A 23,005-nucleotide genomic window follows, 5' to 3' on the forward strand; every position below is an offset into this window, starting at 1 on the left:
GCATTTTAAAAATGCATTCACTTTAAATGTTTAAAATCTATCGATTCCCTATTGGAAGTTCTGCACCTTGTTTAACAAACTTATGTCTAGTCTTGGCTTACAAGGCATTCAAGTCGATACTCGTCTACACACCACCGCACCACAAGCGGGTCAAGCCATTCAAGGTGAGGTTATTTTTAAAGGTGCCGCGTCTAATAAAATTATCAACGGTATTTATTTAAAGCTCATGACCACAGCCGAGGTTGAATCGGATGATGCTGAGTACAATAGTGCGTTAAGTATTGCCGAATGGCACATTAGCGGGACTTTTGAGTTACAAGCCCATCAGTCACATGCATTTCCTTTTTCGATTCAACTGCCCTTTGAAACGCCAGTTACAGATGTGCCTTGCCGCATCAATAAAACCCGAGTGTGGTTACATACGCATTTAGATGTGGGCTGGGGACTCGATGCCACTGACAAAGACTATTTACAGATTTTTCCGACACCGGCTATGCAGGCGTTTATTCAAGCCATGCAGCAATGCGGTTTTCAGTTAATGACCGTCGATGTTGAAAAAGGTCAACTATGTGGCAACGGCTTCCACTCGAGCATTGGTTGTTATCAAGAACTTGAATTTAAACCTACGCAATTGTTCAACAGCATCAATGAAGTTGAAGTGTCCTTTGTGGCAGAGCAACATCAAACCCATGTACTTTTGGAAGTGGATCGTAAATTTCGTGGTGATAGCTTCAACAGCCTTAGCATTCCGCATCAACAGGCCAATCCTGCACTGTTAGCAAATGAAATTAGACGTATGTTAGGCATTTAATTTTTAATCCCTGCGCACGACTGTTTCAATATAGAAAAGTCGTGCGCAGTCGAAAAAGACGTTCTTTAAATCCTGTCCGAATTAAATCCTATCTGCGTTAAATCAAGTCCAAGACATCGGCAAAGGTTTTAATTCGTGCTTTAGGTGCGGCTTCCGTCAACTCTTGATCAGAACCATAACCGTATTCCACCGCAATGGTTTCAATGCCGTTACGACGTGCACCCAAAATGTCATGCTCACGATCACCAACCATCAGACACTCTTCCGCTTTTAACTGCTCTTTTTCTAAAATATAAGCAATCAACTCTCCCTTATTGGTGCGCTCACCGTTCAGTTCACTGCCATAGGGATGGATAAAGTATTGCAGTAAATTGAAATGCTCTAAGATTTGACGTGCATAAATTTCAGGTTTTGCTGTCGCCAAATACAAGTGATAGCCCTGCTCGGTCAGTTTTTTTAAGGTCGGTTCAACATCGGCAAATAAATGGTTTTCATATAAACCTTTCACCGCAAAGCGCTCACGATAGCCCAATAAAGCTTGCTCTGCCAAAACATCGTCCACTGCAACATTTAAGAGTTTTGCCAAAGACGCTTTTAGGGGTGGCCCAATAATCCAGTCAATGTTTAGATCTTCAGCAATGGGGTGTCCGACTTTGTTTAAGCCATAACGCGCACTTGTGGTAATGCCAACTTTCGGATCTGTTAATGTTCCATCTAAATCTAGCAAAATATGTTTAATCACAGCTGATCCTTCTTGGGCTTTAAATAAAATACTATCGAGAGTTCTGCCAAAGTTGCCTATACTATCGCAAATTTTCGCAACAAGGATATTTCTGTGCGCGCAACCGTACTGTGCTTTTCTGGTTTAGACCCTTCAGGTGGTGCTGGTTTACAGGCCGATATCGAAGCGATTGGTCAAAGTGGTGCGCATGCAGCCATTGCGTGTACAGCACTCACTGTTCAAAACTCGCAACAAGTGTTTGGCTTTGAAGCGACGTCAAAAGAATTGCTGTTAGCTCAGGCGAACGCTGTTGTCGGTGATTTACCGATTAAAGCCGTCAAATCTGGCATGTTAGGCACCACTGATAATATTGCAGCACTGGCTGAGTTTCTACGTGAACATCCTGAGTACAAATATGTACTCGACCCTGTTTTAGTGGCGAACAGTGGCGGTTCACTGGGTGATCAAGCAACCTTAGTCAAAGCTTTTGTTGAGCTGATCCCATTGGCGGACATTATTACCCCAAATACAGTTGAACTACGAGCGTTAACAGGTCTCGATGACTTAGCTACCGCAACGCAAAAACTATTTGAAATGGGTGCCAAAGCGGTACTGGTCAAAGGTGGTCATGAAGACACACCGGACTATATTCGTAATGCCCTGTTTGTGAATGGCGAGCTCATTTCTGAAACTCGCTGCCCGCGTTTAGCTGGTGAATATCACGGTTCAGGTTGTTCGCTGGCAAGTTTTATTGCGGGTCGTTTGGCGCAAGGTGACAGTGTTAAAGTCGCAGTACATCATGCCGAAACATGGCTCTTTGGTGTATTAAAACAGGCAGAAACACCTGTTGAAGGCGGTCAAAAAATTCCCAAGCGTTTTTAAGTAGAAAACCCTGCGTATGCAGGGTTTTGTTTAACGGTCTTGATGGCGTTGTTTTAAATGTGCGACATGCTCACGGTTGGTTTTCCATGACTTTTCTAACACTTCTTTTTCAATCCGAAGCTGAATCCGTTTCAGTTTCATCGCTGGAATCACTTCTGTGTTAAAGGTCTTAATATAATCGACCCATGTTTTACCTTTAAATACTGTACTGGGCATTGCAGTTTTAAACTCACATTCAGGCATAAACACCACAGCAGAATGGATATAATCTACATCAACAATATCTTGCAACACACTTTGCAGCACTTTGACGTGTTTATAATTTTGATGCAGCGGATTTTGAAATTTAAAGCTCTTTTTATAAATTTTCTGCGTCCACATCTTTTGACGCTCACCACCAAAAATCCAGCCCTTATAGTTTTTGGTTTCAATCACAAAAACACCAAAGGGGCTCAATACAATATGGTCAATTTGAGTCGTTCCGCCCTGCTCATCAGGCAAAGTCACATCGTTAATTAGAGTATAACGCTCATCCAAATACAATTTCACATGCGCTTGAACTGCGAACTCGCCAAACCTCCCTTTCAGATAGGGCTTAAACGCTTTTAAAAGGCCGATCCCGAACAAGATCAGTAGCATCCACCACAGCTCTGAAAACACATTCCCCACAATTTGACTCATCATATTATTCATCGTTATTTGAGTTAGAGACACGATTCTTCAAAAGAATACAGATTAAAAAACAAAGTACTTACTTTTAAATTATTAAACTAAAATACGAACGTAAAAACTCCGAAACACACGCTTAATTCGCAATTTTCTCAAGCGTCAATAAAATATCTTTATTGTCCAGACCGCCTGCAAAGCCGACCAATTTTCCATTCGCCCCCACAACCCGATGACACGGCGCAATGATTGAAATTGGATTTTTGCCATTAGCCGCACCCACTGCACGAACGGCTTTGACATTACCAATCTGTAGCGCAATATCTTTATAGCTTCGGGTTTCACCAAAAGGAATTTGCAATAAAGCCTGCCAAACTTGCTTCTGGAAATCTGTCCCCCAAAAATCCAAAGGCAAATCAAAACTTTGACGTTTTGTCGCAAAATATTCGCTCAACTGTTTCTCTGTTTCCAGCAAAATCGGATGCTGATTGTGTTCGACCAGTTCAGCTAAACGTACCCGTTTGGGATTTTCATTTTCCCACAATACGGCAACCAAGGCTTGATCATGTGCCACCAGTCTCAGTACCCCGACAGGAGATGGCATATATTTAAAAAATAAGCGCATGGTTCACCACAAAAATTGTCTATGTATGTAACATTATGACGATGAAAGTTTCATCAGTACAAGCCCAGAAATAATTAAAACCGCTGCGAGCATCCGCATGGCATTGGCAGGTTCACCTAAAATCAAGATACCCACCAAAAATGAACCAATCGCGCCAATCCCTGTCCAAACCGTATAGGCAGTGCCCAAAGGTAAGGTCTTCATGGCATAAGACAGCAACGCAAAACTGGCCACCATAAATACGAGGGTTAAAATACTCGGTGTCAGTTTAGTAAAACCATCCGATACTTTCATTGCATAGGCCCAAACCACTTCGAGCAAACCTGCAACAATTAAAATCACCCACGCCATACGCAAAACACCTTTTATTCCGAGCAGAAACAACAAAGCTTCAAACGAAGGATCGCTTGAAGCTCTACATATTTAAATGAATTTAGCTGGATGAGAGTTTCATCAAAATCAGGCCCGATACAATCAGCACCGCAGCAAACATCCGCATAGCAGTTGCTGGCTCACCTAAAATAAAAATCCCCACCAAGAAAGATCCAATCGCACCAATCCCAGTCCAAATGGTATACGCGGTTCCTAGCGGCAATGTTCGCATTGCATAGGCCAGTAAACCAAAACTTAAAATCATGAACACAATGGTAATGATGCTGGGTGTGAGTTTGCTAAACCCTTCGGACAGTTTCATTGAATATGCCCAAACGATTTCAAACAGACCCGCAAAGATAAGAAAAACCCAAGCCATGCTACTGACTCCTCTTCACTAGAGTCAGGCCGTCCTGACGAATTTTCTCAATATGAGGGAGGTCGTTCATCCTAAATATGCCTCAAATTATAGCAAAGAGCGCACCAAAATGAATTATTTTCATACTTAGAAATCATTAAAGCGCAAAAAAGAGTGATCCGAACCAGCAGATCACTCTTTCAGCACAACATTGGTGCAATCTCAAATATTTACTTTAAACCTAAACGTCCGACTTAAAACTTAAAGCGAATACCCATTCCATACTGCCAACCTTTCTCTTCGTCACTTTCAGCCTGCCAAGCCGTCGCTTCATTGCCTTTGCTATATTCATAGGCAATGTCCACATAAGGCATGACTTTTTTGCTGATCTCATAACGTGTCTCAAGACCAACGGCTGCACTACTGAGACCCGATTTTTTGGCATATTTAGAGTCATCACTGAAAATAATATTCATATCTAAATAAGGTTTAAAAATCAGCTTTTGGGTCAGTAACAAGTCCCGCTCGGTTTCTAAACTAAACGCAGCATAGTTGTCTGCACCAGCATATACGTAAGCATCAGTTTCAAAGAAATACGGCGCTAAACCATGTAAGCCAAGCACCCCATCCACTTTTTCTTCCGTATCCCATCCCTGCTGTTCATACTCTACTTTTTCAGCTCGGTATCGTGCACCTGCCTGTATATCCCAAAAGTCTGAAATCATACGGCTATACAGCACTTTGGCATCATATTCAGCCTTATGCGCTTCCTGCTTATCCGCATGTACCTTGATAAACAGCTTATTTTCATCTGTCCCGATACGGGTTTCAAACTCAGACTTTAAACCACCATCGCCATCTTCATTCAGCAACCACTTGTTATCGACGGTGGTGACCGCATAAATTTGCGCGCCGTGCTCTTTGCGGTGATCATGCGTATGTGCTGTTGAATCATGATTCATCTGCTGTACATGTTGTGCGCTAGTCTGTGGAACAGCTTGAGTTGGAGTGGTCATCGCCTGATGCTGTGCATGTTGTGACATCACGGACTCAGTTGTCATGGACATATTTGCATTTGCTTCAGCAGGCATATGATGCCCTTCATGCGCCATAGCCGCAGCACTCATCAACACGAAAGAACTGCTCACTATGCTTTTAGAAAAAAGATTAATGGTGTACATGATGATCTCCTTTCTGAGCCTTCGACTGTTTGCTTGGTTGAGTCTGAGCTTGCTTCTCCGATGAAGGCAGACCAACCGCATTTTTCTGTTTCAGCATCTGAGTATGCTCATCGGCACTATGCTGATGATGCTCATGTGCCATTTCTTTGGACTGATCTTGGCTTGTAGATTTGGCTTTTTGTTTTTCATGATGTGCATGAGATTCGGCAGCCATAGCAAACGAACTCAATAAGACACTAACAGCTAGGGCAAAACCTGAAAAAAGATTAGTGATGCGCATGTTCATCTCCTTTTGGTTCAGCTTGAGCTGCTGTTTTTTGCTCTTGAATTGGGGTGGTGGACACTTGACTATCACTCACATTGGCCACAATCAGTTTATTCATCATGCCTGAGCTCATGTGATACAGCAGATGACAGTGAATCGCCCATTCGCCTAACTCATCTGCGGTCAGTAAAGCAGTCACTGTTTTGCCCGGTGGTACAATCAAAGTGTGCTTATTCGGCATATCAACGGCGGCTTGTCCATTTTCCAGTTGCATAAACATACCGTGCAAATGCATCGGATGCGCCATCATGCTGTCATTGATAAATTTGATCCGAATACGCTCGCCATACTTCACTTTCAACGGTTCAGCGTCGCTAAATTTTTTCCCGTTGATGGTCCACAAATAGCGTTCCATAGTTCCACCCAAACGAATCACTAACTCGCTCGTCGCCTCACGGGTATCTTTTTGAGGCTCTAAGGATTTCAGATCGCTATATTGCAATGCCTTATCACCTTTAGGCGTAGAGGCATTCGCCCACCCATACACTGGTGTAACAGCTTCCTGTACCGAACTTGCTGTCGTATTCTGTTGCGCATGACCCATCTGTGTATGATCCATCTCAGATATGGTCTTATGATTCATCTTTGAATGATCCATACCAGCCATCGCTTCAGGGTTCATTTTGGAGTGATCCATTTCAGGCATTGTTTCATGGTTTATCTGTGAATGATCCATACCTGAATGTTCTGAGCCGTGCCCCATATCTTCCATGGTCAACAATGAGCGTGGACGTGGCGCAGGCATATGTATGCTCTGTGCCATTGGAGTCAACTCATTGTGTAAAGTTCCAATGGCGTAGCCTGAACGGTCAATCGACTCTGCTTCAATTTGATAATGCCCTGCTTTCGGTTCCACAATCACATCATAAGTTTCAGCAGTTCCAATCCGAAACTCATCCACAGGAACGGGTTTGACGGGTTGACCATCTGCACTGACCACGGTCATTTTTAAGTGAGGAATACGGATATCAAAAAATGACATGGCTGAAGCATTGATAAAACGCAACCGAACCTTCTCATTCGGCTTAAACATACCTGTCCAGTTCTGCTCAGGCGTTTTACCATTGATCAGGAAGGTATAACCCGTGACATCGGACAGATCCGTTTTTAGCATGCGCATTTGGTTCCAGATGGAACGGTCTTGCCACGCGGCTTTTAAGCCCTCGCGCTGTACTTGTTTCCACACATCAGCAACGGTTTCACGCTGATTTTGATAATATTCGGCAGAAATTTTCAGATTCTTCTGAATTTGTTCACTACTCTGCTCATGGAAGTCCGACAGCATCACCACATAGTCACGCTCAGTTTTTTCATGCTGAGCTAAAGGCTTTTTGTCTTTGGGATAAATGACCAATGCGCCATACAGCCCATCTTGCTCTTGTCCTTTCGAGTGTGCGTGATACCAATAGGTTCCACTTTGGCGCACTTTGAACTTATAGACAAATTCGCTCTTCGGCTGAATACCATTAAACCCGTTAAAACCTGGCACACCATCCATTAGCCCGGGCAAAAGCAAACCATGCCAGTGGATCGATGAATCCTGTTTTTTTAAGTTGTTTTTAACCCGAATGACCGCATCATCGCCCTCCTCAAATTCAAGCAGAGGTGCAGGAAACTGCCCATTAACGCTAATGCGTTTTAACGACTTTCCCGTTAAATTGACGGGACTTTCATCAATGACTAATTGGTATTCTTTGACTGCGCCAAAGCTCCAAGAAGATGACATCAGACACGCCCCAAGGATGAGGCTTTATTTAAATTGAATAGACATGACTAAATCCTAATAATTTTAAAAATAAAGTTTTAAAAATCAGGATTAGGCTTTAGGAGGACGTAGAATTTCTTGCCAATAGCCCACTAAATGTTGAGCTTGATAACGAAAATGGGGGGATGATTGTACTAAAGCGGCTTCAAGCTGAACCACTGCAAGCGGTTCAACGTCTAAAAGCGTCAGCGTCGTTTGGCAGTGATACTGTGCACACTCCTGACACTGAACTTGCTTATTTTGCAGCATATCCGAGGCATGACAATTGCTCTTCGCTGTTATGTCGGTCTGAGCCATATGCATTTAATGTCCAGAGACTGGACTCGATGATTTCGTTTGATGACAGTCGGGCATGCTTTGCATACCTGTTGCATGCGCAGAACTTTGCTCACTGGTTGCAGCCTGCATACTCAGCTGCATCATTTGATGCATCGGCGCTGCCGAAGCTTGGGCAATACCACTCCACCCCATTACCAAGGTAATGAGTAAGACAAACCAAGAATGTGTCTTGAGCAGTGAACGCACAATCAATCCTATTTAGTCAGTGAAGAATGATATTTCAACGCAACAAAACGTTCTGTGCATGTAAATGCCTAAGCTTTTGTTGCTGATCCCAATCTACAGGATAAGCAAAGAATAGTTTATACACAAGTTTATAAATTTAAATTCAATTACTGCGACGGTTTAGCCACTACGCACACTTAAACAATAAAGTTATTTTTTAAACAGTGCTATTTTTAAGTAAAGATGAATAAAGCATCAGTAAGAATCAGGCTTTCACACCATAAAAAAGGACTCAAATGAGTCCTTTTTATACATTTAACGTCTAAATACTAAACCATTGCTGTGTAAACGTTTGAATATTAATCAAGTTATCCATATCGTTATCAACATAGATATCCACCAGTTTATCCATAAAGTTATCCACAGAACGCATAGTATTTATACCTATGAGCTTAAACCTTTACCGCACCGACTTTTGCAAGCTCTGCACGCATATCATCAATCACAGCTTTATAATCTGGTTTTCCAAAAATAGCTGAACCAGCAACAAACATATCTGCACCCGCTTCTGCAATCTCGCGAATATTTGCAGGTGACACACCACCATCCACTTCTAAACGAATATCACGCCCTGAAGCATCAATAATTTTGCGTGCTTCACGTAGTTTGTCTAAAGTCATCGGAATAAACTTTTGACCGCCGAAACCAGGGTTCACACTCATCAACAAAATTTGATCGACTTTATCGAGCACATAATCTAAATAATATAACGGCGTTGCTGGGTTAAAGACCAAACCCGCTTTTGCACCGCCTGATTTAATCAACTGTAAAGAACGGTCAATATGGTCAGAGGCTTCTGGATGAAAGGTAATAATGTCCGCGCCTGCTTCTAAGAAGTCACCAATCATGCGATCGACAGGCTTGACCATCAAATGCACATCAATTGGGGCTTTGATGCCATAGTTCTTGAGAGCCTTACAAATACCCGCACCAAAAGTCAGATTTGGCACATAGTGGTTATCCATCACATCAAAGTGAACCACGTCTGCACCTGCTGCAAGTACATGTTCAACGTCTTCACCTAAACGAGCAAAGTCAGCAGAGAGAATAGATGGTGCAATTAAATAAGGCTTGGACATGCGTGTACCTGGCTTATACAAAAGGGAATGAACGCATTATAGCAAATTCAGCTTTTGAACTGGGACTTGTGAAAAAAGAAAGCGCTAAGCTTTCTAAATTTGCAACGTAGCGTTGCAACATTCAACTTTTCATTTGGCTTGAAACTGCTATGGTAAATGATCAATCGACGAGGTAAATATGAAAAGTACTGCGGATATTGTCACGACAGATGCGGCTCGAATTGCAAAACGACTGGTGAATCACTGGAAACATAAGTTTGAAATCGAACAAGAACCCAGTAGTTTTACCATTATCATGCCTGAAGCACGGGTACTGTTAAGCCCTCAAGCCGAACATTTACATGTCAGCATTGAGGCGAGTGAAGAAAAATTGAGTCACTTAGAACACGTGGTCTTAGACCACCTGATCCGTATGGGACAAACGCCACTCACAGCAACATGGACACAAGTTTAAGTCAACGGCTGAATGAATTAGTTTGATAACCGTTGCTGTTGGTTAAATTGGCGAATAGCTGCAATACGCTCTTGGGTCGCAGGGTGACTTTGGAAAAATGAACCAATGCCACCGTCCTCCTCTTCTTCGGACTTCCCTTGCGGCTGCTTTTCTTCCTCTTCGGCACGTGCATCATCTTCCATACGTGCTAAAAAGTTTGCCAAATGTAAGCTGGAGATATGGTTTTTATCCAGCACTTGCATGGCATACAAGTCCGCATCACTTTCAAAATTGCGTGAATAACTGGCACCAACCAAAGCCACGGGCAAAGTTGTAAATAAGGCCGAACTGTCCCCCGTCACCGCAATCAATAGCACACTAAAACCTAAACTGGATAAGGCTTGCTGTAAGCTATGTCGCTCGACCAAGTGCCCTTGCTCATGTGCTAAAACCCCAATAATTTCATGATCATCTTTAGCTAAATTAACCAGTTCATCGGTCAGAATAATGGTGTTGTTTGGCAGCGCTAAAGCATTCGTTCCAATTTGTCCACCTGCACGAAACAATACTTTGGCAGGTTGCCCATTGGCAACAAGGTCTTGATAGCTTTGCATGATTTGTTTTTGACGTGCAAGAGGGACAGTCGAAGGTCCCGTCAGCTTAAACACTTGTTCTTGCGCTTCATCGCCGAGTTTATAGATGGTATCGGCAGGTAGTTGCATCGCGACATAATGTGCTGCGCTTGGAATACCCCATCTTAAAATGGCAAAGATAAAAGCGGCAACAAACACCACACTAAATAAGATGAGACTTGGTGAGCGTTCTAATTTCCAAATCGAATGCTGTACATGCTTTTTGTTCAGCTCAAACCAGTCAGGCAATGCTTGTGGAAATTCAATCCGTGCATCATCTTTCAACTCAATCACAGGTTGAATCTGCCCCAATGCCCCAATCAACTGCATATCGGCATAGTAATAACGACGCTGCTGCTGGTTATAACAGATCAACACCGTTTCTCGGTCTATCGGTGCAATCGTGGCTGGATAAGGCTTAGAAATCTGCCCATCGTAAAAGGTGATGTTTTGTTCCTGCATTTAAGCCTCGTTACAGCGAAATATCGATGTCAAAAATATCACTCAGCTCTTCAGCAATAGCATTCGGGTCATCTTGAGCCAAATTGTACATACGATCTGGATCATTTTTTAGGGTTAAAGTTAATGACTCAATTTGATACTGATACAAACGCACCGCAGCCCATGCAGATAACAAACCGAGCGAGAGGATTTTTAAAATCCAGTTGGTCATCACGATCCATGCATAATGCATCTGACCGCAGTCCGTTTGGAAAGGACTACGCCCCAGCGTGGCTTTATTCCATGTGGTAATAAAAATACGCGCCATCATCAACGGCCAAATCATAAAAGCAGCAATCATATAAATCACCGCCACGATGATCCCAAACTGGGTTGGAGAACTGCTCCCAACTTGAAGAGTGAAGGCAACGAATAATCCTAAAACAAAGACAATTCCAATAAACAAAAACACAGGGACGTACATAGCACGCATATAGTCAGGCCAATCGGCATGTAACTCAAAACGTAATTGCCCGAGTTGTAAATTATCCAGCGTGTATTTTTTAAAATACCAAAACAGCACTGGGAAAAAGATCCCGAGGGTAAAGATGTAAATCAAAATGCCTTTCAGCGCCAAGATATAGGCTTCTTTGGTTGTGCCTGTAAAATAAAAGCGGCTATTGCCAAATTTACTGTTCCGCGCTCGGAAACGAATGGTTGAACGCACCAACCACGGAACCAATAAAAAGATGATGAGGAAACCAATTAAAGAAGCTTGCCAAGATACCTGAGCCAAAGCTGAAGCGCCAAAGTACACGCCCAAAGCAATAATTCGACCAATCAGGATACGTGTAGGTACACCCGTAAAATCAAACTTGCGGCGATAAAACACCGTGTTGCCATAAAAATAGCGTAAGCGTCTAACCTTCGCCCAAGGCGCATATAAACTGAAGGTAACAATGGTCAATAAGATATTCACAATCCAAATGCCAAAGTACTCACGGGCATTACCACGGAATTGGAAACGAAAGGTCTGTCCCAAATAGGCGTTTGGCTCATCCGTGGGAACGGCTGGTGGAGGTGGCCAGCTTGCTTCAAAAGAAGCCTCTACAGGTGGCAAAGATGCCTCTGAATTTTGCATGTATACCCTATCTATTATTTTACTGTTTTATTTTTCAAGAACAAAAAATCAATCACCCAACCATGTTAATGCCAGTGCTGGATGATTTCTAGTCAAAAATTAAGAATAAATACGACAAATCAAGATTTAAGCTTCGAGCTGTACGGCATGAAACTGCAGGTGATCATCAATAAAACTTTGAATAAAATAATAACCATGGTCATAGCCTGCATGTTCGCGAAGCGTCAGTGGCTGGCCCGCAGCCTGACAGGCTTGCTGAAATAATGCAGGACTGAGCTGGCTATAAAACTGATCACTCAAACCCTGATCAATTAAAATATCGGCAAAATGAGCTGTTTTTGTTTGGACCAAAGCGGTTGCATCATGTTTCAGCCACTCAGCTTGATCTGAACCTAAATAGTTTGAAAACGCTTTTTCGCCCCAAGGACATTGGCTGGGTGCGCAAATCGGAGCAAATGCAGACACCGACTTAAACTTCTCAGGATATTTCAAGGCCAAGGTTAAAGCGCCATGACCGCCCATGCTGTGCCCGAAAATACCAATACGCTCTGCTTGTACAGCAAATTGCTGAATCACTAAATCATACAACTCTTCAACAACATAGCTTTCCATCTGGAAATGCTCAGCCCACGGCGCTTGGGTGGCATTAATATAAAAACCTGCCCCTTGCCCAATATCCCAATGATCACCTTGCGCAACCTGTTCACCACGAGGAGAAGTATCAGGCGTTACCAAAATCAGACCTAGCTGTGCTGCTAAACGCTGCGCATGCGCTTTAATAGCAAAGGTTTCTTCGGTACAGGTTAAACCTGCCAAATAAAATAATGTTGGGCACGCTTGCCCTGCTAGCGCTTGAGCCGGCAAATAAATGCCGAACTTACTCTCGCCTTGAAGGCTGATGGAATTAAATCGGTAAATACGCTGTTCACCATCAAAACTACGGTTAGATTGTACTAATTCCATCAGGGTTCCTTTTTAGATCCAAATTAAGGGTTTGCAACAGCTTTAGGTGGAAACAAGCGCTGTTCAAGTTGAGGAAGCATCAGCTCCATATTTTTACCCATCGACCACTGTGGTTCAGACGGTTCAAAACCTTGTGCTGTTTCCCATTGGCTCACAGTCTTTTGTGCTTGGCTAAACGCCGTTTCTATACTGTTTTGTTCACGCATTGCTTGATCAAAAAACGCCCGACCAAAATAAGTATAATCTGCTTCATTGGTACAACCAAAAGACTGACGGTCTGCTGCCGAAGCGGTAATGATCAAAGTATTGTCATTTTGCAGTGCTGGTACAAAGCTTCCAGAGAAGCACGATGAAATAACAATCACACGCCAGCGAATACCCGATGCATCTAAGGTTTCGCGTAACCATTTCGGGTCGACCTGAGTTAAGTCTAAAGGTGCATTTTCCATTTCGAATTGGTTCGGTAAACCATGCGAAGTCATATATAAAAATAACACATCGCTTTCACGGTTCATCTGCTGTCCCATACGACGCAGCGCCATTTCAATACTGTGTTTAGAGGCAATCGGAATTTCTGTTCGTGTAGCAGGGTTATTCACCAACATCATCGAACGGCCCAACGTACCAAAACGCGTATCGAACTGTTCTTTTATTCGCTCGACTTCCGAACGGAATACATCTTGATAACTCGCTCCCGCCACCCCAAGGAAATACCAATGTGACTGGGCAAATTCGCCATATTGCACGGACTCTAGTGCTTTATTGAGTAAGCGACTTTGTGCATAGAAGGCATCTTCTGCAAAGGTTGGTGGCGTTTCTTCTACTTTCCAAATCGGCTGACTGGTCACTGACATTTGCCAAACCACAAGGGTAAACAGCGTGGCCAAGACAATCAGGGCACGCTCCCACCAAGGCCATTTCAGCTCACGCGAAAACACCCACACCACAGCCAAACTCTGCCAGACAAACAATACCATGAATACATTCGGCAGGTAGTCGTAGAAGAAATACGGCAGGACATCAACCATGCCTAAATATTGGATAAAACTTTGTAATAACGCGATATGCGTATCCAACACCAACCAGAGCAGTGCTGGTACCAACATCAAACGCGGATTATTCACCCGTTGAGACAGAAAAATCCCGACAATCAGGGCAATGAAAGGCCAAAGTGCGTAACTAACCAAACCTTGTGGGTTAAAGTCACCGATCTCTCCTGCGCTCAACCAGCTAAATAAAGTATTGGCTGAGCCACCTAAAATCCCCCAAAAAATGAGCTGCATAATCGAAGGATGGACAATTTGCAAAGAGCGTCGTGAACCTAGAAACAACCACATCCCCGCAGTTTGGTTGCTTTTAAAATCATGCCAAAAGTTGATGGAGGGTTTGAAGTCGATCATAAGATTCTAATTAAATTGTGACTTGCGTAGGGACACACTAAGTTTATGCTTGATCAGCATTTTATCAATGATGTTTTTAACTATATAACAAATCTTTGCATACTTTTGAAGCAGTCTTCCACTTCAGTCTAAGCGTTCATGCTGAAAATAGGCATCAAAACGGCATGCATCCCCCAGCCACTGATGAGTAGTTTCTTGATTTGCCAAAAATACGGCCAAGCGAGGACGTTTGACCACCACCCGTTTTGCCACTTTTTGCGCTAAGCCAAGCAGATTATCGCCCAAATCCATCTCACCATCTTCAGGCAATAACATATGTAAAAGTTGCATTTGCTTTTTCACTTGTGCCTGTTTTTTCACCGCTTGCTGATTTTGATCCCGTTGCGGAAACATCGGATCTAGATAAACCACATCGACCGTATTGCCCTGCTCTGCTTGTTGCTGCAGATACTGTGCGGAATCTGAAAAAACCAAGTGAATTCGAGTCACCACAGGGTTTAAAAATGCATCCTGCAAAGCCTGTTCCTTACTTGACTCTAACAAGGTGAATAAAATGGGATGGCGTTCTACCAAAGTGACATTGGCGCCCAAATATGCCATGAGCAGTGAATCATGCCCAAGCCCTGCCGTTGCATCAATGAGCTTAGGTTTTTCAGTCAAGTAGCAAGCACGAGCAATCATTTCAGACTTTAACGACGCACGCTTTAAACGTGGAACTTCAGCTTTCCAATCCGGCTGCATTTTCATGCCATTGGCACAAAGCCAAAGCCCATCGGCATCGGCACACAGACCCAGTTCAGGATGAAAACGGAAGAAACGTGCATTTAACTTTTCGGCGACTTCGATGCTGACCTCGACACCGCGAGAAAAAAGCACAGCAACATAGTGCTGTGCTTTTTCTAAATGCTCTTGTTCCACATATAAGCGCATTGGGCCTACCATAACTTCCAACCCGTAAAGGCAAACAGTAGAATCACTAAGCCTGAAGCGATGCGATACCATGCAAAAATCATGAAATCACGCTTCGCCACATAAGCGACTAAAGCACGAATCAACAGTAAAGCCGAGATAAAAGAAACAATAATGCCTGTTGCCAATACGATCCAATCTTGTTGTCCGTCAAACACATGTGCGCTTTGGTATAAATCTAAAAGACCCGCACCAATAATTACTGGAATACCCAAGAAGAATGAAAACTCAGTGGCTGCTTTGCGCGATACACCTAAAAACATCGCACCAATAATGGTTGCCCCTGAACGTGATGTCCCTGGAATTAAAGACAGTACTTGAATCAGACCAATCCAAATCGCATCTTTGATACTCAGGTCTTCAACTTCATGGACGCGCTCTTGTGGTGGATGCTTTTCAATCCAAATAATAATCAAGCCACCTACAATCAAACCAATGGCAATGGCAATATCATTAAATAAAAGCTCTTTCACCGTTTGACCAAATGTCAGACCAATCAGCACAATAGGAATCGACGCTAAAATTAGCCCAATCCCAAGACGCCGACCTTGGGGTTCACCACTAAAAATCCCCGTTGCTGCTCCCCACAAACGTGCCCAATATTCATAAATGACGGCTGCAATTGCCCCCATTTGAATGGCGATCACAAAGACATCACTTTTTTCTTTGGTCCAGAAATTCATGAGTTCTGAAGCTAAAATTAAATGTCCAGTACTCGAAATGGGTAAGAATTCAGTAATACCTTCAACAATACCCATAATTGCCGCTTTGAGCAGCAGTAAAAGATCCATAAAAAACCCTAATTATGCTTTGCCCTGTTCCGGGATTTTTTTCCAAGCGTTATCACGTAAATAGACTGGAAGTGCAAGTTCAGCACTCACCCAGTGTTGTTGCTGTGCATTCTTGCGCGCAATTGTGGCAATATCTTGCGCAGTTGCACTTAAATCTTTGTATTGTATTTGTGATGGATCAATTAAGGTTGCACCTGAACCAACTAAAGTAAACGGTGCACATTCAGTAGCTGCTGCATAGCTTAAAAGCTGTTCTTCATCGACGGCTTGCATGATGCCGTCCGTATCTAATTGAAAACTCGCAATATAGACTTCACTCATACGAGCATCTAAAACTGCGGTGACTGTGGTTAGACCATGCACGCGATATGCGGCTTGTGCGAGCGCTTGTAAGGTTGAGACAGGAACCACAGGCAAATCATGCGACCATGCCAAAGCTTGAGCCACGGCAGCATTAATACGAACGCCGCTAAAAGAACCAGGACCACGACTAAAAGCGATACAAGACAAATCTTCTGTCTTTATATCCAACTGTAAAAACCCTTGTTCAATCATTGGGAGAATCGTTTGCGTTTGTGCTTTTGCGCGCGTATCCAATTGGAAAAAAAGTTCTTTATTTTCATCTACAATAGAGACGGAACACTGCTCATTTGCAGATTCCAATGCCAGCACTTTCATGCACAACCTTAATGATTTAATCTATAAAAACGTGGCTATGATACTCCACTCAAAAGCACTAGGCGAGATGTTCTCAGAACAGAACTAAAAAAGCCTAGAGAAATCTAGGCTGAATGGGAAAAATAAGCTTATAACTGTGCCGGCTCTAAATCGATAAATTGTTTAAAGTGTTCTGCATAATGCAGTGCACTCATTTTCAAACGAGCCTCAGCCGTTTCATCCAAAGTTTTGACCACTTTACCCGGTGAGCCCATAACTAGAGAATTATCTGGAATGACTTTCCCTTCAGGAATCAGCGCATTCGCGCCAATAATACAATTTTTACCAATCACGGCATTGTTTAAAACTACGGCATTAATCCCAATCAGACTATTATCTCCCACAGTGCAACCATGCAACATGGCTTGATGCCCAATCGTGACATAATTGCCAATATTCATTTCAATCCCAGCATCTGTATGTAAAACCGCATTTTCCTGAATATTGGTAAAGTCACCTAAACGAATTTTGCAATTGTCTGCACGTACGACCACCCCAAACCAAATACTAACCTGTTGCCCCAATTCGACTTGACCGATCACTGTGGCATTTTCCGCAATCCAACCATTCCATGGTTGATGCATTGCTTGTGGGGAATGACCTTTAAATTTGTACAACATATTTTTTCCTTAAAATACTCAACTTACTTTGGGAACCGAAAAGTCGGTGAATTGACTAAAAATGGCCACTCTTTATGGTAGCCTAAACCATATTGAAATAATGCAACCAACATCCGTGCTGTCAGCCCCCAAACAATTTCATTTTCCACCCGCATACTGGGAAAATAGAGAGATTGATGGGCAAAACGAACTTCATAAGGCACCGCAGGTACTTCCATCAGCTGTTTAAGTGACGCAAAGAAAATACGATCAATTTCTGTCGGCTGGGCAACCAGTTCAACTTCAGGCGGAATCAGCCCGACCACAGGTTTGACCAGCATACCATTGCGGGCCTTTTGCATCGGCAAATCACCGAGCAGCTGTACATCAAAAGGATTCAATGCGGTTTCTTCATAGGCTTCACGTAAGGCAACCACAATATTACTGGTATCTTGCGGATCTCTTTTTCCGCCAGGAAAAGACACTTCACCAGCATGATTAGATAGGTAAACAGAGCGGCGGGTCAGTAAAACTTTGGGATTGTCTTCATTGGTGATCGCGATTAACACAGCTGCATCTGCCGATTTAATTTTGTTTGAAAACCGTAACTGTTGCTGCAGTATGCGTGTTAATGAATGTTCATCCATTGAACGTCGTCCCCATCATTCTTTTTTTCATCATAGCTGAATTTGATACTGAAAAAAGAGAAATGATGCCAAAATTTAATTTTTAAGTTATGCTGAGTCTGAACTTTATCATTGATGATGAATATGGACTTTTGCAGCAATTGCGGACAAAAAACAACAGAACAAATCCCTCTTGGCGACCATCAATTGCGTCGTGTTTGCACCTCTTGTAGTTCTATTCATTATGTGAACCCTAAAGTAATTTGTGGTGCACTCGCACTTTGGGAAAATAAAGTATTGTTATGCCGCCGTGCCATTGAACCACGTTATGGGCTATGGACCTTACCAGCAGGTTACATGGAGTTGTTTGAAACCATGGAACAAGGTGCTGCACGAGAAACCCGTGAAGAAGCTGAAGCGGAAGTTGAAATTGAACAGCTATATTGCATGTACAATATTCCGCGTATTGGTCAAATTTATGTGCTCTTTAAAGCGAACTTAGTAGATGGAAAATTCGGTGCTGGCGAAGAAAGCATTGAATGTCGTTTATTTGAAGAAGATGAAATTCCTTGGTCAGAACTGGCTTTCCCTAGTGTCGAACATACCTTACGTCACTATTTTGCCGACCGTAAAAGTAATCAATTTAATCTTCATCTCGAAACCCTAGGTACACGCTTAGACCATACAGGTTAATGTTGCCTAATATCAAAAAAAGCCCATCGATGATGGGCTTTTTTTGTGTTTACAACAATATTATTTTGCTAACACCTTATAGCATTCAGCAATTTCAATTGAAACCTCACCCTCACGGAAGTCCGCAGCCGCTCGATTGGCGATGCTATTTTTTTCATAATAGTTATTCAAATACGCTTTATAGATATTGCTCCACTTTACCCCTGCACCAGAAAAATCACTGAGGGAAATATAAGCACTTTCATTAACATTGGCAGACAATAAATTACCGAGATTAACGCGTGCCCCACCAATCACTGTAGAGGTCTGTTTTCCTTCACTATTCACATCACTCACAATATTGGTATTTGCACCAATAACTGCGCCATCAATTTTATCAAAGATAGGATTTGCCAAGAGGATACGGAAGGTTACAGCTTTATTTGAAGTATCTGTCGCACCCAATGTTCCAATTCGGTACTGTACTTGATTGTTATCTGTCGTTAAGGTTGCACCCGTTGTTAGTAGTGGTGTACACGCCGTCGTTTTATTACTAGCGGACTGTATATCAGTACGAATATCACCCGATTCATCAATTGCATGATGTGGGTATAGGATTTTAGACCACGCCTATAAGTGATAATCTACTCCCCAATAAGCATGGGAAATGCTTGTTTTTGGAGTCAACCATGACACGAAGAAAACGTCGTAATCATTCAGCAGAGTTTAAAGTTAGGTGGTGTTTTAAAAAGTATGCTGACATTAAATGAAGCCATTATTGATGTAAAAGAAGGTTAAGTCGAAGGCTTTAAAATGGTTTTCAAGCTTTTTGGAGAAATTGCAACTTCTTCTAAAACCACGCCTTATTCGATGCCTTATTTTGCAATTATTACCTTCAATTCCTACAGTAAAAAACTTACCAATACTTTGCTTGCAGTTTTTAAAAGCAGTGATGAAACTGTCCCAATGATCACTTGCAATTCGGGTGTAGTGAATACCTAATTGTTTAAGCTTTGTCTTCAACCTTTGGACTGTAGCTAAATCTCTCTTACCCCAAACATAAGCAACAATCTCACCTGTTTCTCGATGGTAGGCGTAAATAAGCCATTGTTTATTATTTTTATTTCCAACAAAAGTCCAGAATTCATCTACTTCGAGAGATTCATAATGACTTTGTTTAGGCTGAATTTGATAGGCCGATTCAGTTAAAGTCCGTAAGACTTTACCGATACTAATGCGCTCAACTTCAGCGATATCTCGTATACCGCTGCCTCTGACCATTAACTGTAATATTTTACGAGTAATGCCAGAATTACATCCTAGATAGCTCAGAGCATGGTCACCAATAAACTGACGTTTGCAGTCTTTGCATTGGTAGTTTTGTTTCCCATCTACTTTGATGCCATTTTTCTTTATACTGTCACTGAGGCAGGTTGGACATTTGATTTCTAGAGTTATTTGCATTTCTCTATTTTATCAAAATTCAACCTGCTTTTTTTTAGCATACTTTTTGATACACCACCTAAAGTTAAAGTTGCTCTCGCAGCAATTAAAGGCGACCACACACTCGCTGAACTTTCTACTCAATTCGACTTACATCAAAACCAAATCATCGATTGGAAAAATCAACTGCTTGAGCAATCAGTCAATATTTTTTCACGACCAACAGCACAACAAGAACCAGAGATTGACCTCAAAGCTCTACATGCCAAGATAGGACATCAGGCATTGCAAATTGATTTTTTAGAAGGTGCGCTCAGAAAAATAGGGCAGCTGAGCGGCAAAAAATGATCGATAAGACCCATCAACTTTCGGTACGACAACAATCGCAATTGATTCAAATCAATCGCAGTACGTTGTATTACAAGCCCAAAGAGATTTCATCAACTGATTTGAGTTTGATGCGTCTAATCGATGAAATTCATCTCGACTACCCATTTATGGGCAGTCGAATGATACGAGATATGCTACAGCGTCAAGGGCATCAAATAGGTCGGCGTAAAGTCCGACGTTTAATGCGCTTGATGGGAATACATGCTTTGTATCCAAAACCCAATACCAGTAAGCCTAATCTTGCACACCGTATTTTCCCATATCTGTTGAAAAACATGGTCATCGATCACTCTAATCAAGTCTGGTGTACAGATATCACGTACATTCCTATGGCTAAAGGCTTTGTCTATCTGTGTGCAATTATAGATTGGCATAGTCGTAAAGTACTGGCTCATCGAGTATCGATCAGTATGGAAACAGACTTTTGCATAGATGCGTTGCAAGAAGCAATTGTGAAATATGGTTGTCCAGAGGTGTTTAATACAGACCAAGGCAGTCAATTCACAAGCGAGGCATTTTTGAATGAGTTAAAATTGCGAAATATCCGTATCAGTATGGATGGGAAAGGACGATGGATGGATAATGTAATGATCGAGCGTTTATGGCGCAGCGTGAAGCATGAGGAAGTCTATTTGAAGGCTTACGATACGGTTAAACAAGCGAAACAATCAATTGCTGAATATTTGGATTTTTATAACACGATACGTCCTCATTCAAGTTTGAATAAGGCAACACCGGATGAATTTTATGATCAACATTTACTAAAAGTAATGGCAGCATAATTTAAATATTTAGAGCGGATTTATCACTTATAAAACTGAATTGAGTGGTCTAATTAACGGAACCACATTAGTATTAAGATCTATCCTTGAGTGACTTCATTGCCTGAACTAAGTTATATGCGAGTGATTTTTTGATCAACTGCTGTTGGTCGCAATCCATAGCTTACCGATAAACGGTATTTCCTCTATGCGTACACGTACAATGAGGTAAAATAGCCTGAATTTTTTAATCCTATTTGCGTTAGCATGACTCTAAGCCAATCATTTAAAAAGATAATTTGTGATTCAAGCCTCTCTGTATCTCATATACTACAGGCATTGAATGAGCTCACACAGTTAGTCTATTTACAAAATGTCGATGCACCTGTCATTGCTTTTTTACCCGAGCGTTATCAAGTTTTTCAAAAAAACCAGCACTTTTTCTTTCAACGCACTCAGGATTTTTGTTACATCCACGATGACAAAGAAATAGACATTTCCAGTAATATTCAGCCAAACTCAGAACAAAAAGAAGCATCTTTTAGTGGCGGACTCATTGGATTCGTCAGTTATGATTATGCCGCCCAGCAACACGTTCCTGTTCAAATTAAGCCACAGCCAAGCCTATTTTTAGGTTTATACAGCAGTTATCTACAATGGACTGATGCAGGCTGGCTATTTTGCAGTAGTGATTCACAAGCTGAACACATTTATCGCAAAATTGAATCGTATTTATTCCAGCCATCGGCCTTAAGCCATCCACTCCAACTCGCATCGATCTGCCAAGCACGCTGGACTAAAACCGAATACAAACAAGCCTTTCAGCAAGTACAGGAATACATCAAAGCTGGGGATTGCTATCAAATCAATCTGACACAAGAGTTCACAGCCAAGGCACATGGTCGACTCCTAAGTGCAGTCGAAGCATTTTGGCAATTGACCGATGCACCTTACTCGGGGTATCTCCGTATCGATGATTTTGAACTCTTAAGTTGTTCACCCGAGTTGTTTATTGATTTTCAAGCTCATCGAAAAATCATTACCAAGCCGATTAAAGGCACCATGCCGCGCTTTGCAGATCCAGTCTTAGATGAACAATCTAAACAACGCTTAATGGCTTCGGAAAAAGACCAAGCTGAAAATGTGATGATTGTCGATCTACTGCGTAATGACTTGAGCGTTTACGCAGAAACGGGCTCAGTCAAAACACCTAAACTGTTTAATATTGAAAGCTTTAAGCAAGTCCATCATATGGTCAGCGAAGTCGAAGCAACACTTAAAGCAGAAGTTCATCCCTTTCATGTGCTGCTCTCTGCTCTACCTGGCGGGTCTATTACAGGTGCACCTAAAATTCGAGCAATGCAGATTATTGAAGAACTCGAAGGTGCACCACGTGGAGCGTACTGTGGCTCAATGGGTTATTTTAATTTCGATGGTACTGGTTCTTGGAACATTCTGATTCGTTCCATTCAAAAATTCCAAGATGAGGTTTCACTTTGGGCTGGCGGTGGAATTACCATTGCATCAGAGTGTGAAGCTGAATACCAAGAGTGCTTTGACAAGGTCTCAGCACTGCTTAATTTACTCAATACTTTTGTGCAAACGGACGCTGAATAACCACCAAAATAAAAAAGTGAACCTTCACATCAGTGAAGGTTCACTTTTCAAAGATCACAAC

General features: G+C 42.2%; 28 protein-coding genes. 6 read left to right on the forward strand and 22 right to left on the reverse strand.

All coding sequences use genetic code 11. The annotated features are described in order from the left end of the window. Positions 1–67: 67 nt before the first annotated feature. The gene (locus tag AC4CU3_RS05205; RefSeq protein ID WP_201950164.1) at positions 68–811 is read left to right on the forward strand and encodes a sporulation protein; all 744 of its coding nucleotides are present in this window, start codon (positions 68–70) and stop codon (positions 809–811) included. Between the two features lie 97 nt (positions 812–908). Here AC4CU3_RS05205 and AC4CU3_RS05210 read toward each other — a convergent pair whose 3' ends face one another. Next, positions 909–1,553 carry an HAD-IA family hydrolase gene (locus AC4CU3_RS05210; RefSeq protein ID WP_201950162.1) on the reverse strand — a complete coding sequence of 215 codons (645 nt, stop codon included), beginning with the start codon at positions 1,551–1,553 and terminating at the stop codon, positions 909–911. 93 nt (positions 1,554–1,646) lie between these two features. On the opposite strand from AC4CU3_RS05210, the gene AC4CU3_RS05215 reads away from it, so the two are divergent. Next, positions 1,647–2,414, forward strand: a complete 768-nt coding sequence (locus AC4CU3_RS05215) for a hydroxymethylpyrimidine/phosphomethylpyrimidine kinase (RefSeq protein ID WP_183174418.1) — start codon at positions 1,647–1,649, stop codon at positions 2,412–2,414. A 30-nt stretch (positions 2,415–2,444) separates the two neighbouring features. Here AC4CU3_RS05215 and AC4CU3_RS05220 read toward each other — a convergent pair whose 3' ends face one another. From AC4CU3_RS05220 to rpe, 10 genes are all read right to left on the reverse strand, one after another. Continuing rightward, positions 2,445–3,098, reverse strand: coding sequence for a nuclease-related domain-containing protein (locus AC4CU3_RS05220; RefSeq protein WP_419381116.1), 654 nt, complete (start codon positions 3,096–3,098; stop codon positions 2,445–2,447). A 121-nt stretch (positions 3,099–3,219) separates the two neighbouring features. Further along, complete coding sequence (locus AC4CU3_RS05225) at positions 3,220–3,705, reverse strand: methylated-DNA--[protein]-cysteine S-methyltransferase (RefSeq protein ID WP_279042859.1); 486 nt, start codon at positions 3,703–3,705, stop codon at positions 3,220–3,222. A gap of 33 nt (positions 3,706–3,738) precedes the next feature. Continuing rightward, positions 3,739–4,056 carry a quaternary ammonium compound efflux SMR transporter SugE gene (gene sugE / locus AC4CU3_RS05230; protein WP_010325989.1) on the reverse strand — a complete coding sequence of 106 codons (318 nt, stop codon included), beginning with the start codon at positions 4,054–4,056 and terminating at the stop codon, positions 3,739–3,741. An 82-nt stretch (positions 4,057–4,138) separates the two neighbouring features. Continuing rightward, on the reverse strand, positions 4,139–4,456 hold the full coding sequence (gene sugE / locus AC4CU3_RS05235; protein WP_005400191.1) for a quaternary ammonium compound efflux SMR transporter SugE: 318 nt from the start codon (positions 4,454–4,456) through the stop codon (positions 4,139–4,141). A gap of 233 nt (positions 4,457–4,689) precedes the next feature. Next, complete coding sequence (locus tag AC4CU3_RS05240; protein WP_201950151.1) at positions 4,690–5,616, reverse strand: copper resistance protein B; 927 nt, start codon at positions 5,614–5,616, stop codon at positions 4,690–4,692. Next, positions 5,603–5,896 (reverse strand): hypothetical protein, encoded by a 294-nt coding sequence (locus AC4CU3_RS05245; RefSeq protein ID WP_201950148.1) that lies wholly within the window; start codon positions 5,894–5,896, stop codon positions 5,603–5,605. The genes AC4CU3_RS05240 and AC4CU3_RS05245 overlap by 14 nt, the downstream gene beginning before the upstream one ends. Next, positions 5,883–7,667 (reverse strand): copper resistance system multicopper oxidase, encoded by a 1,785-nt coding sequence (locus tag AC4CU3_RS05250; protein WP_279042864.1) that lies wholly within the window; start codon positions 7,665–7,667, stop codon positions 5,883–5,885. Before AC4CU3_RS05250 ends, AC4CU3_RS05245 begins: the two co-directional genes overlap by 14 nt. Before the next feature lie 90 nt (positions 7,668–7,757). Then, positions 7,758–8,009, reverse strand: a complete 252-nt coding sequence (locus AC4CU3_RS05255; protein ID WP_279042866.1) for a hypothetical protein — start codon at positions 8,007–8,009, stop codon at positions 7,758–7,760. Next, positions 8,010–8,231, reverse strand: a complete 222-nt coding sequence (locus AC4CU3_RS05260; protein WP_279042868.1) for a hypothetical protein — start codon at positions 8,229–8,231, stop codon at positions 8,010–8,012. Between the two features lie 431 nt (positions 8,232–8,662). Further along, positions 8,663–9,349 carry a ribulose-phosphate 3-epimerase gene (gene rpe, locus AC4CU3_RS05265; protein ID WP_201950130.1) on the reverse strand — a complete coding sequence of 229 codons (687 nt, stop codon included), beginning with the start codon at positions 9,347–9,349 and terminating at the stop codon, positions 8,663–8,665. 178 nt (positions 9,350–9,527) lie between these two features. On the opposite strand from rpe, the gene AC4CU3_RS05270 reads away from it, so the two are divergent. Next, positions 9,528–9,803: a DUF2218 domain-containing protein gene (locus AC4CU3_RS05270; RefSeq protein WP_004984216.1), complete on the forward strand. Its 276-nt coding sequence runs from the start codon at positions 9,528–9,530 to the stop codon at positions 9,801–9,803. A 17-nt stretch (positions 9,804–9,820) separates the two neighbouring features. Here the strand turns inward: AC4CU3_RS05270 and AC4CU3_RS05275 are convergent, their stop codons facing one another. The 9 genes from AC4CU3_RS05275 to AC4CU3_RS05315 all read right to left on the reverse strand — a co-directional run bounded on the left by AC4CU3_RS05275 (position 9,821) and on the right by AC4CU3_RS05315 (position 18,082). Beyond that, a complete protein-coding gene (locus tag AC4CU3_RS05275) occupies positions 9,821–10,876 on the reverse strand; it encodes a M48 family metallopeptidase (RefSeq protein WP_201950127.1) in 1,056 nt (351 codons plus the stop codon). Between the two features lie 10 nt (positions 10,877–10,886). After that, on the reverse strand, positions 10,887–11,996 hold the full coding sequence (locus AC4CU3_RS05280; protein ID WP_004694984.1) for a YjgN family protein: 1,110 nt from the start codon (positions 11,994–11,996) through the stop codon (positions 10,887–10,889). Between the two features lie 126 nt (positions 11,997–12,122). After that, positions 12,123–12,959, reverse strand: a complete 837-nt coding sequence (gene fghA, locus AC4CU3_RS05285) for an S-formylglutathione hydrolase (RefSeq protein ID WP_279042872.1) — start codon at positions 12,957–12,959, stop codon at positions 12,123–12,125. A 23-nt stretch (positions 12,960–12,982) separates the two neighbouring features. Continuing rightward, positions 12,983–14,359, reverse strand: coding sequence for a C13 family peptidase (locus AC4CU3_RS05290; protein WP_201950125.1), 1,377 nt, complete (start codon positions 14,357–14,359; stop codon positions 12,983–12,985). 123 nt (positions 14,360–14,482) lie between these two features. Continuing rightward, on the reverse strand, positions 14,483–15,301 hold the full coding sequence (locus AC4CU3_RS05295; protein WP_419381117.1) for a class I SAM-dependent methyltransferase: 819 nt from the start codon (positions 15,299–15,301) through the stop codon (positions 14,483–14,485). Further along, entirely contained in the window at positions 15,295–16,119 is an 825-nt protein-coding gene (locus tag AC4CU3_RS05300; RefSeq protein ID WP_005400203.1) for an undecaprenyl-diphosphate phosphatase, read from the reverse strand. Before AC4CU3_RS05300 ends, AC4CU3_RS05295 begins: the two co-directional genes overlap by 7 nt. A 12-nt stretch (positions 16,120–16,131) precedes the next feature. Continuing rightward, positions 16,132–16,797, reverse strand: a complete 666-nt coding sequence (gene tsaB, locus AC4CU3_RS05305; protein WP_005400204.1) for a tRNA (adenosine(37)-N6)-threonylcarbamoyltransferase complex dimerization subunit type 1 TsaB — start codon at positions 16,795–16,797, stop codon at positions 16,132–16,134. Between the two features lie 128 nt (positions 16,798–16,925). After that, positions 16,926–17,456, reverse strand: coding sequence for a gamma carbonic anhydrase family protein (locus AC4CU3_RS05310; RefSeq protein WP_005400205.1), 531 nt, complete (start codon positions 17,454–17,456; stop codon positions 16,926–16,928). 23 nt (positions 17,457–17,479) lie between these two features. Next, positions 17,480–18,082, reverse strand: a complete 603-nt coding sequence (locus AC4CU3_RS05315) for an NUDIX hydrolase (protein ID WP_005400206.1) — start codon at positions 18,080–18,082, stop codon at positions 17,480–17,482. Positions 18,083–18,205: 123 nt separating this feature from the next. On the opposite strand from AC4CU3_RS05315, the gene AC4CU3_RS05320 reads away from it, so the two are divergent. Next, positions 18,206–18,754, forward strand: coding sequence for an NUDIX hydrolase (locus AC4CU3_RS05320; RefSeq protein ID WP_010325974.1), 549 nt, complete (start codon positions 18,206–18,208; stop codon positions 18,752–18,754). A 60-nt stretch (positions 18,755–18,814) separates the two neighbouring features. On the opposite strand, the gene AC4CU3_RS05325 is transcribed toward AC4CU3_RS05320, so the two are convergent. Continuing rightward, positions 18,815–19,198 (reverse strand): hypothetical protein, encoded by a 384-nt coding sequence (locus AC4CU3_RS05325; RefSeq protein WP_279042882.1) that lies wholly within the window; start codon positions 19,196–19,198, stop codon positions 18,815–18,817. Between the two features lie 297 nt (positions 19,199–19,495). Then, the gene (locus AC4CU3_RS05330; protein ID WP_004282344.1) at positions 19,496–20,197 is read right to left on the reverse strand and encodes an IS1 family transposase; all 702 of its coding nucleotides are present in this window, start codon (positions 20,195–20,197) and stop codon (positions 19,496–19,498) included. 24 nt (positions 20,198–20,221) lie between these two features. Between AC4CU3_RS05330 and AC4CU3_RS05335 the strand changes: the two genes are divergently transcribed. Both AC4CU3_RS05335 and AC4CU3_RS05340 read left to right on the forward strand, forming a co-directional pair. Beyond that, positions 20,222–21,348, forward strand: a protein-coding gene (locus tag AC4CU3_RS05335) for an IS3-like element ISAcsp5 family transposase (protein ID WP_490738461.1) whose coding sequence is annotated in 2 segments (ribosomal slippage) — positions 20,222–20,480 and positions 20,480–21,348 — 1,128 coding nt in all. Because the reading frame shifts where the segments join, the coding sequence is not laid out codon by codon here. 246 nt (positions 21,349–21,594) lie between these two features. Next, the gene (locus tag AC4CU3_RS05340; protein ID WP_005400209.1) at positions 21,595–22,944 is read left to right on the forward strand and encodes an anthranilate synthase component I family protein; all 1,350 of its coding nucleotides are present in this window, start codon (positions 21,595–21,597) and stop codon (positions 22,942–22,944) included. The last annotated feature ends 61 nt before the right edge of the window (positions 22,945–23,005 follow it).

Source organism: Acinetobacter sp. 802_lipA, assembly GCF_058242885.1.

Coding starts and splice junctions, on each gene's coding strand:
- AC4CU3_RS05220 (WP_419381116.1), bottom strand. CDS start 3,098: ATGATGAGTCAAATTGTGGGGAATGTGTTTTCAGAGCTGTGGTGGATG.
- AC4CU3_RS05225 (WP_279042859.1), bottom strand. CDS start 3,705: ATGCGCTTATTTTTTAAATATATGCCATCTCCTGTCGGGGTACTGAGA.
- sugE (WP_010325989.1), bottom strand. CDS start 4,056: ATGGCGTGGGTGATTTTAATTGTTGCAGGTTTGCTCGAAGTGGTTTGG.
- sugE (WP_005400191.1), bottom strand. CDS start 4,456: ATGGCTTGGGTTTTTCTTATCTTTGCGGGTCTGTTTGAAATCGTTTGG.
- AC4CU3_RS05240 (WP_201950151.1), bottom strand. CDS start 5,616: ATGTACACCATTAATCTTTTTTCTAAAAGCATAGTGAGCAGTTCTTTC.
- AC4CU3_RS05245 (WP_201950148.1), bottom strand. CDS start 5,896: ATGCGCATCACTAATCTTTTTTCAGGTTTTGCCCTAGCTGTTAGTGTC.
- AC4CU3_RS05250 (WP_279042864.1), bottom strand. CDS start 7,667: ATGTCATCTTCTTGGAGCTTTGGCGCAGTCAAAGAATACCAATTAGTC.
- AC4CU3_RS05255 (WP_279042866.1), bottom strand. CDS start 8,009: ATGCATATGGCTCAGACCGACATAACAGCGAAGAGCAATTGTCATGCC.
- rpe (WP_201950130.1), bottom strand. CDS start 9,349: ATGTCCAAGCCTTATTTAATTGCACCATCTATTCTCTCTGCTGACTTT.
- AC4CU3_RS05270 (WP_004984216.1), top strand. CDS start 9,528: ATGAAAAGTACTGCGGATATTGTCACGACAGATGCGGCTCGAATTGCA.
- AC4CU3_RS05275 (WP_201950127.1), bottom strand. CDS start 10,876: ATGCAGGAACAAAACATCACCTTTTACGATGGGCAGATTTCTAAGCCT.
- AC4CU3_RS05280 (WP_004694984.1), bottom strand. CDS start 11,996: ATGCAAAATTCAGAGGCATCTTTGCCACCTGTAGAGGCTTCTTTTGAA.
- fghA (WP_279042872.1), bottom strand. CDS start 12,959: ATGGAATTAGTACAATCTAACCGTAGTTTTGATGGTGAACAGCGTATT.
- AC4CU3_RS05290 (WP_201950125.1), bottom strand. CDS start 14,359: ATGATCGACTTCAAACCCTCCATCAACTTTTGGCATGATTTTAAAAGC.
- AC4CU3_RS05295 (WP_419381117.1), bottom strand. CDS start 15,301: ATGGTAGGCCCAATGCGCTTATATGTGGAACAAGAGCATTTAGAAAAA.
- AC4CU3_RS05300 (WP_005400203.1), bottom strand. CDS start 16,119: ATGGATCTTTTACTGCTGCTCAAAGCGGCAATTATGGGTATTGTTGAA.
- tsaB (WP_005400204.1), bottom strand. CDS start 16,797: ATGAAAGTGCTGGCATTGGAATCTGCAAATGAGCAGTGTTCCGTCTCT.
- AC4CU3_RS05310 (WP_005400205.1), bottom strand. CDS start 17,456: ATGTTGTACAAATTTAAAGGTCATTCCCCACAAGCAATGCATCAACCA.
- AC4CU3_RS05315 (WP_005400206.1), bottom strand. CDS start 18,082: ATGGATGAACATTCATTAACACGCATACTGCAGCAACAGTTACGGTTT.
- AC4CU3_RS05320 (WP_010325974.1), top strand. CDS start 18,206: ATGGACTTTTGCAGCAATTGCGGACAAAAAACAACAGAACAAATCCCT.
- AC4CU3_RS05330 (WP_004282344.1), bottom strand. CDS start 20,197: ATGCAAATAACTCTAGAAATCAAATGTCCAACCTGCCTCAGTGACAGT.
- AC4CU3_RS05340 (WP_005400209.1), top strand. CDS start 21,595: ATGACTCTAAGCCAATCATTTAAAAAGATAATTTGTGATTCAAGCCTC.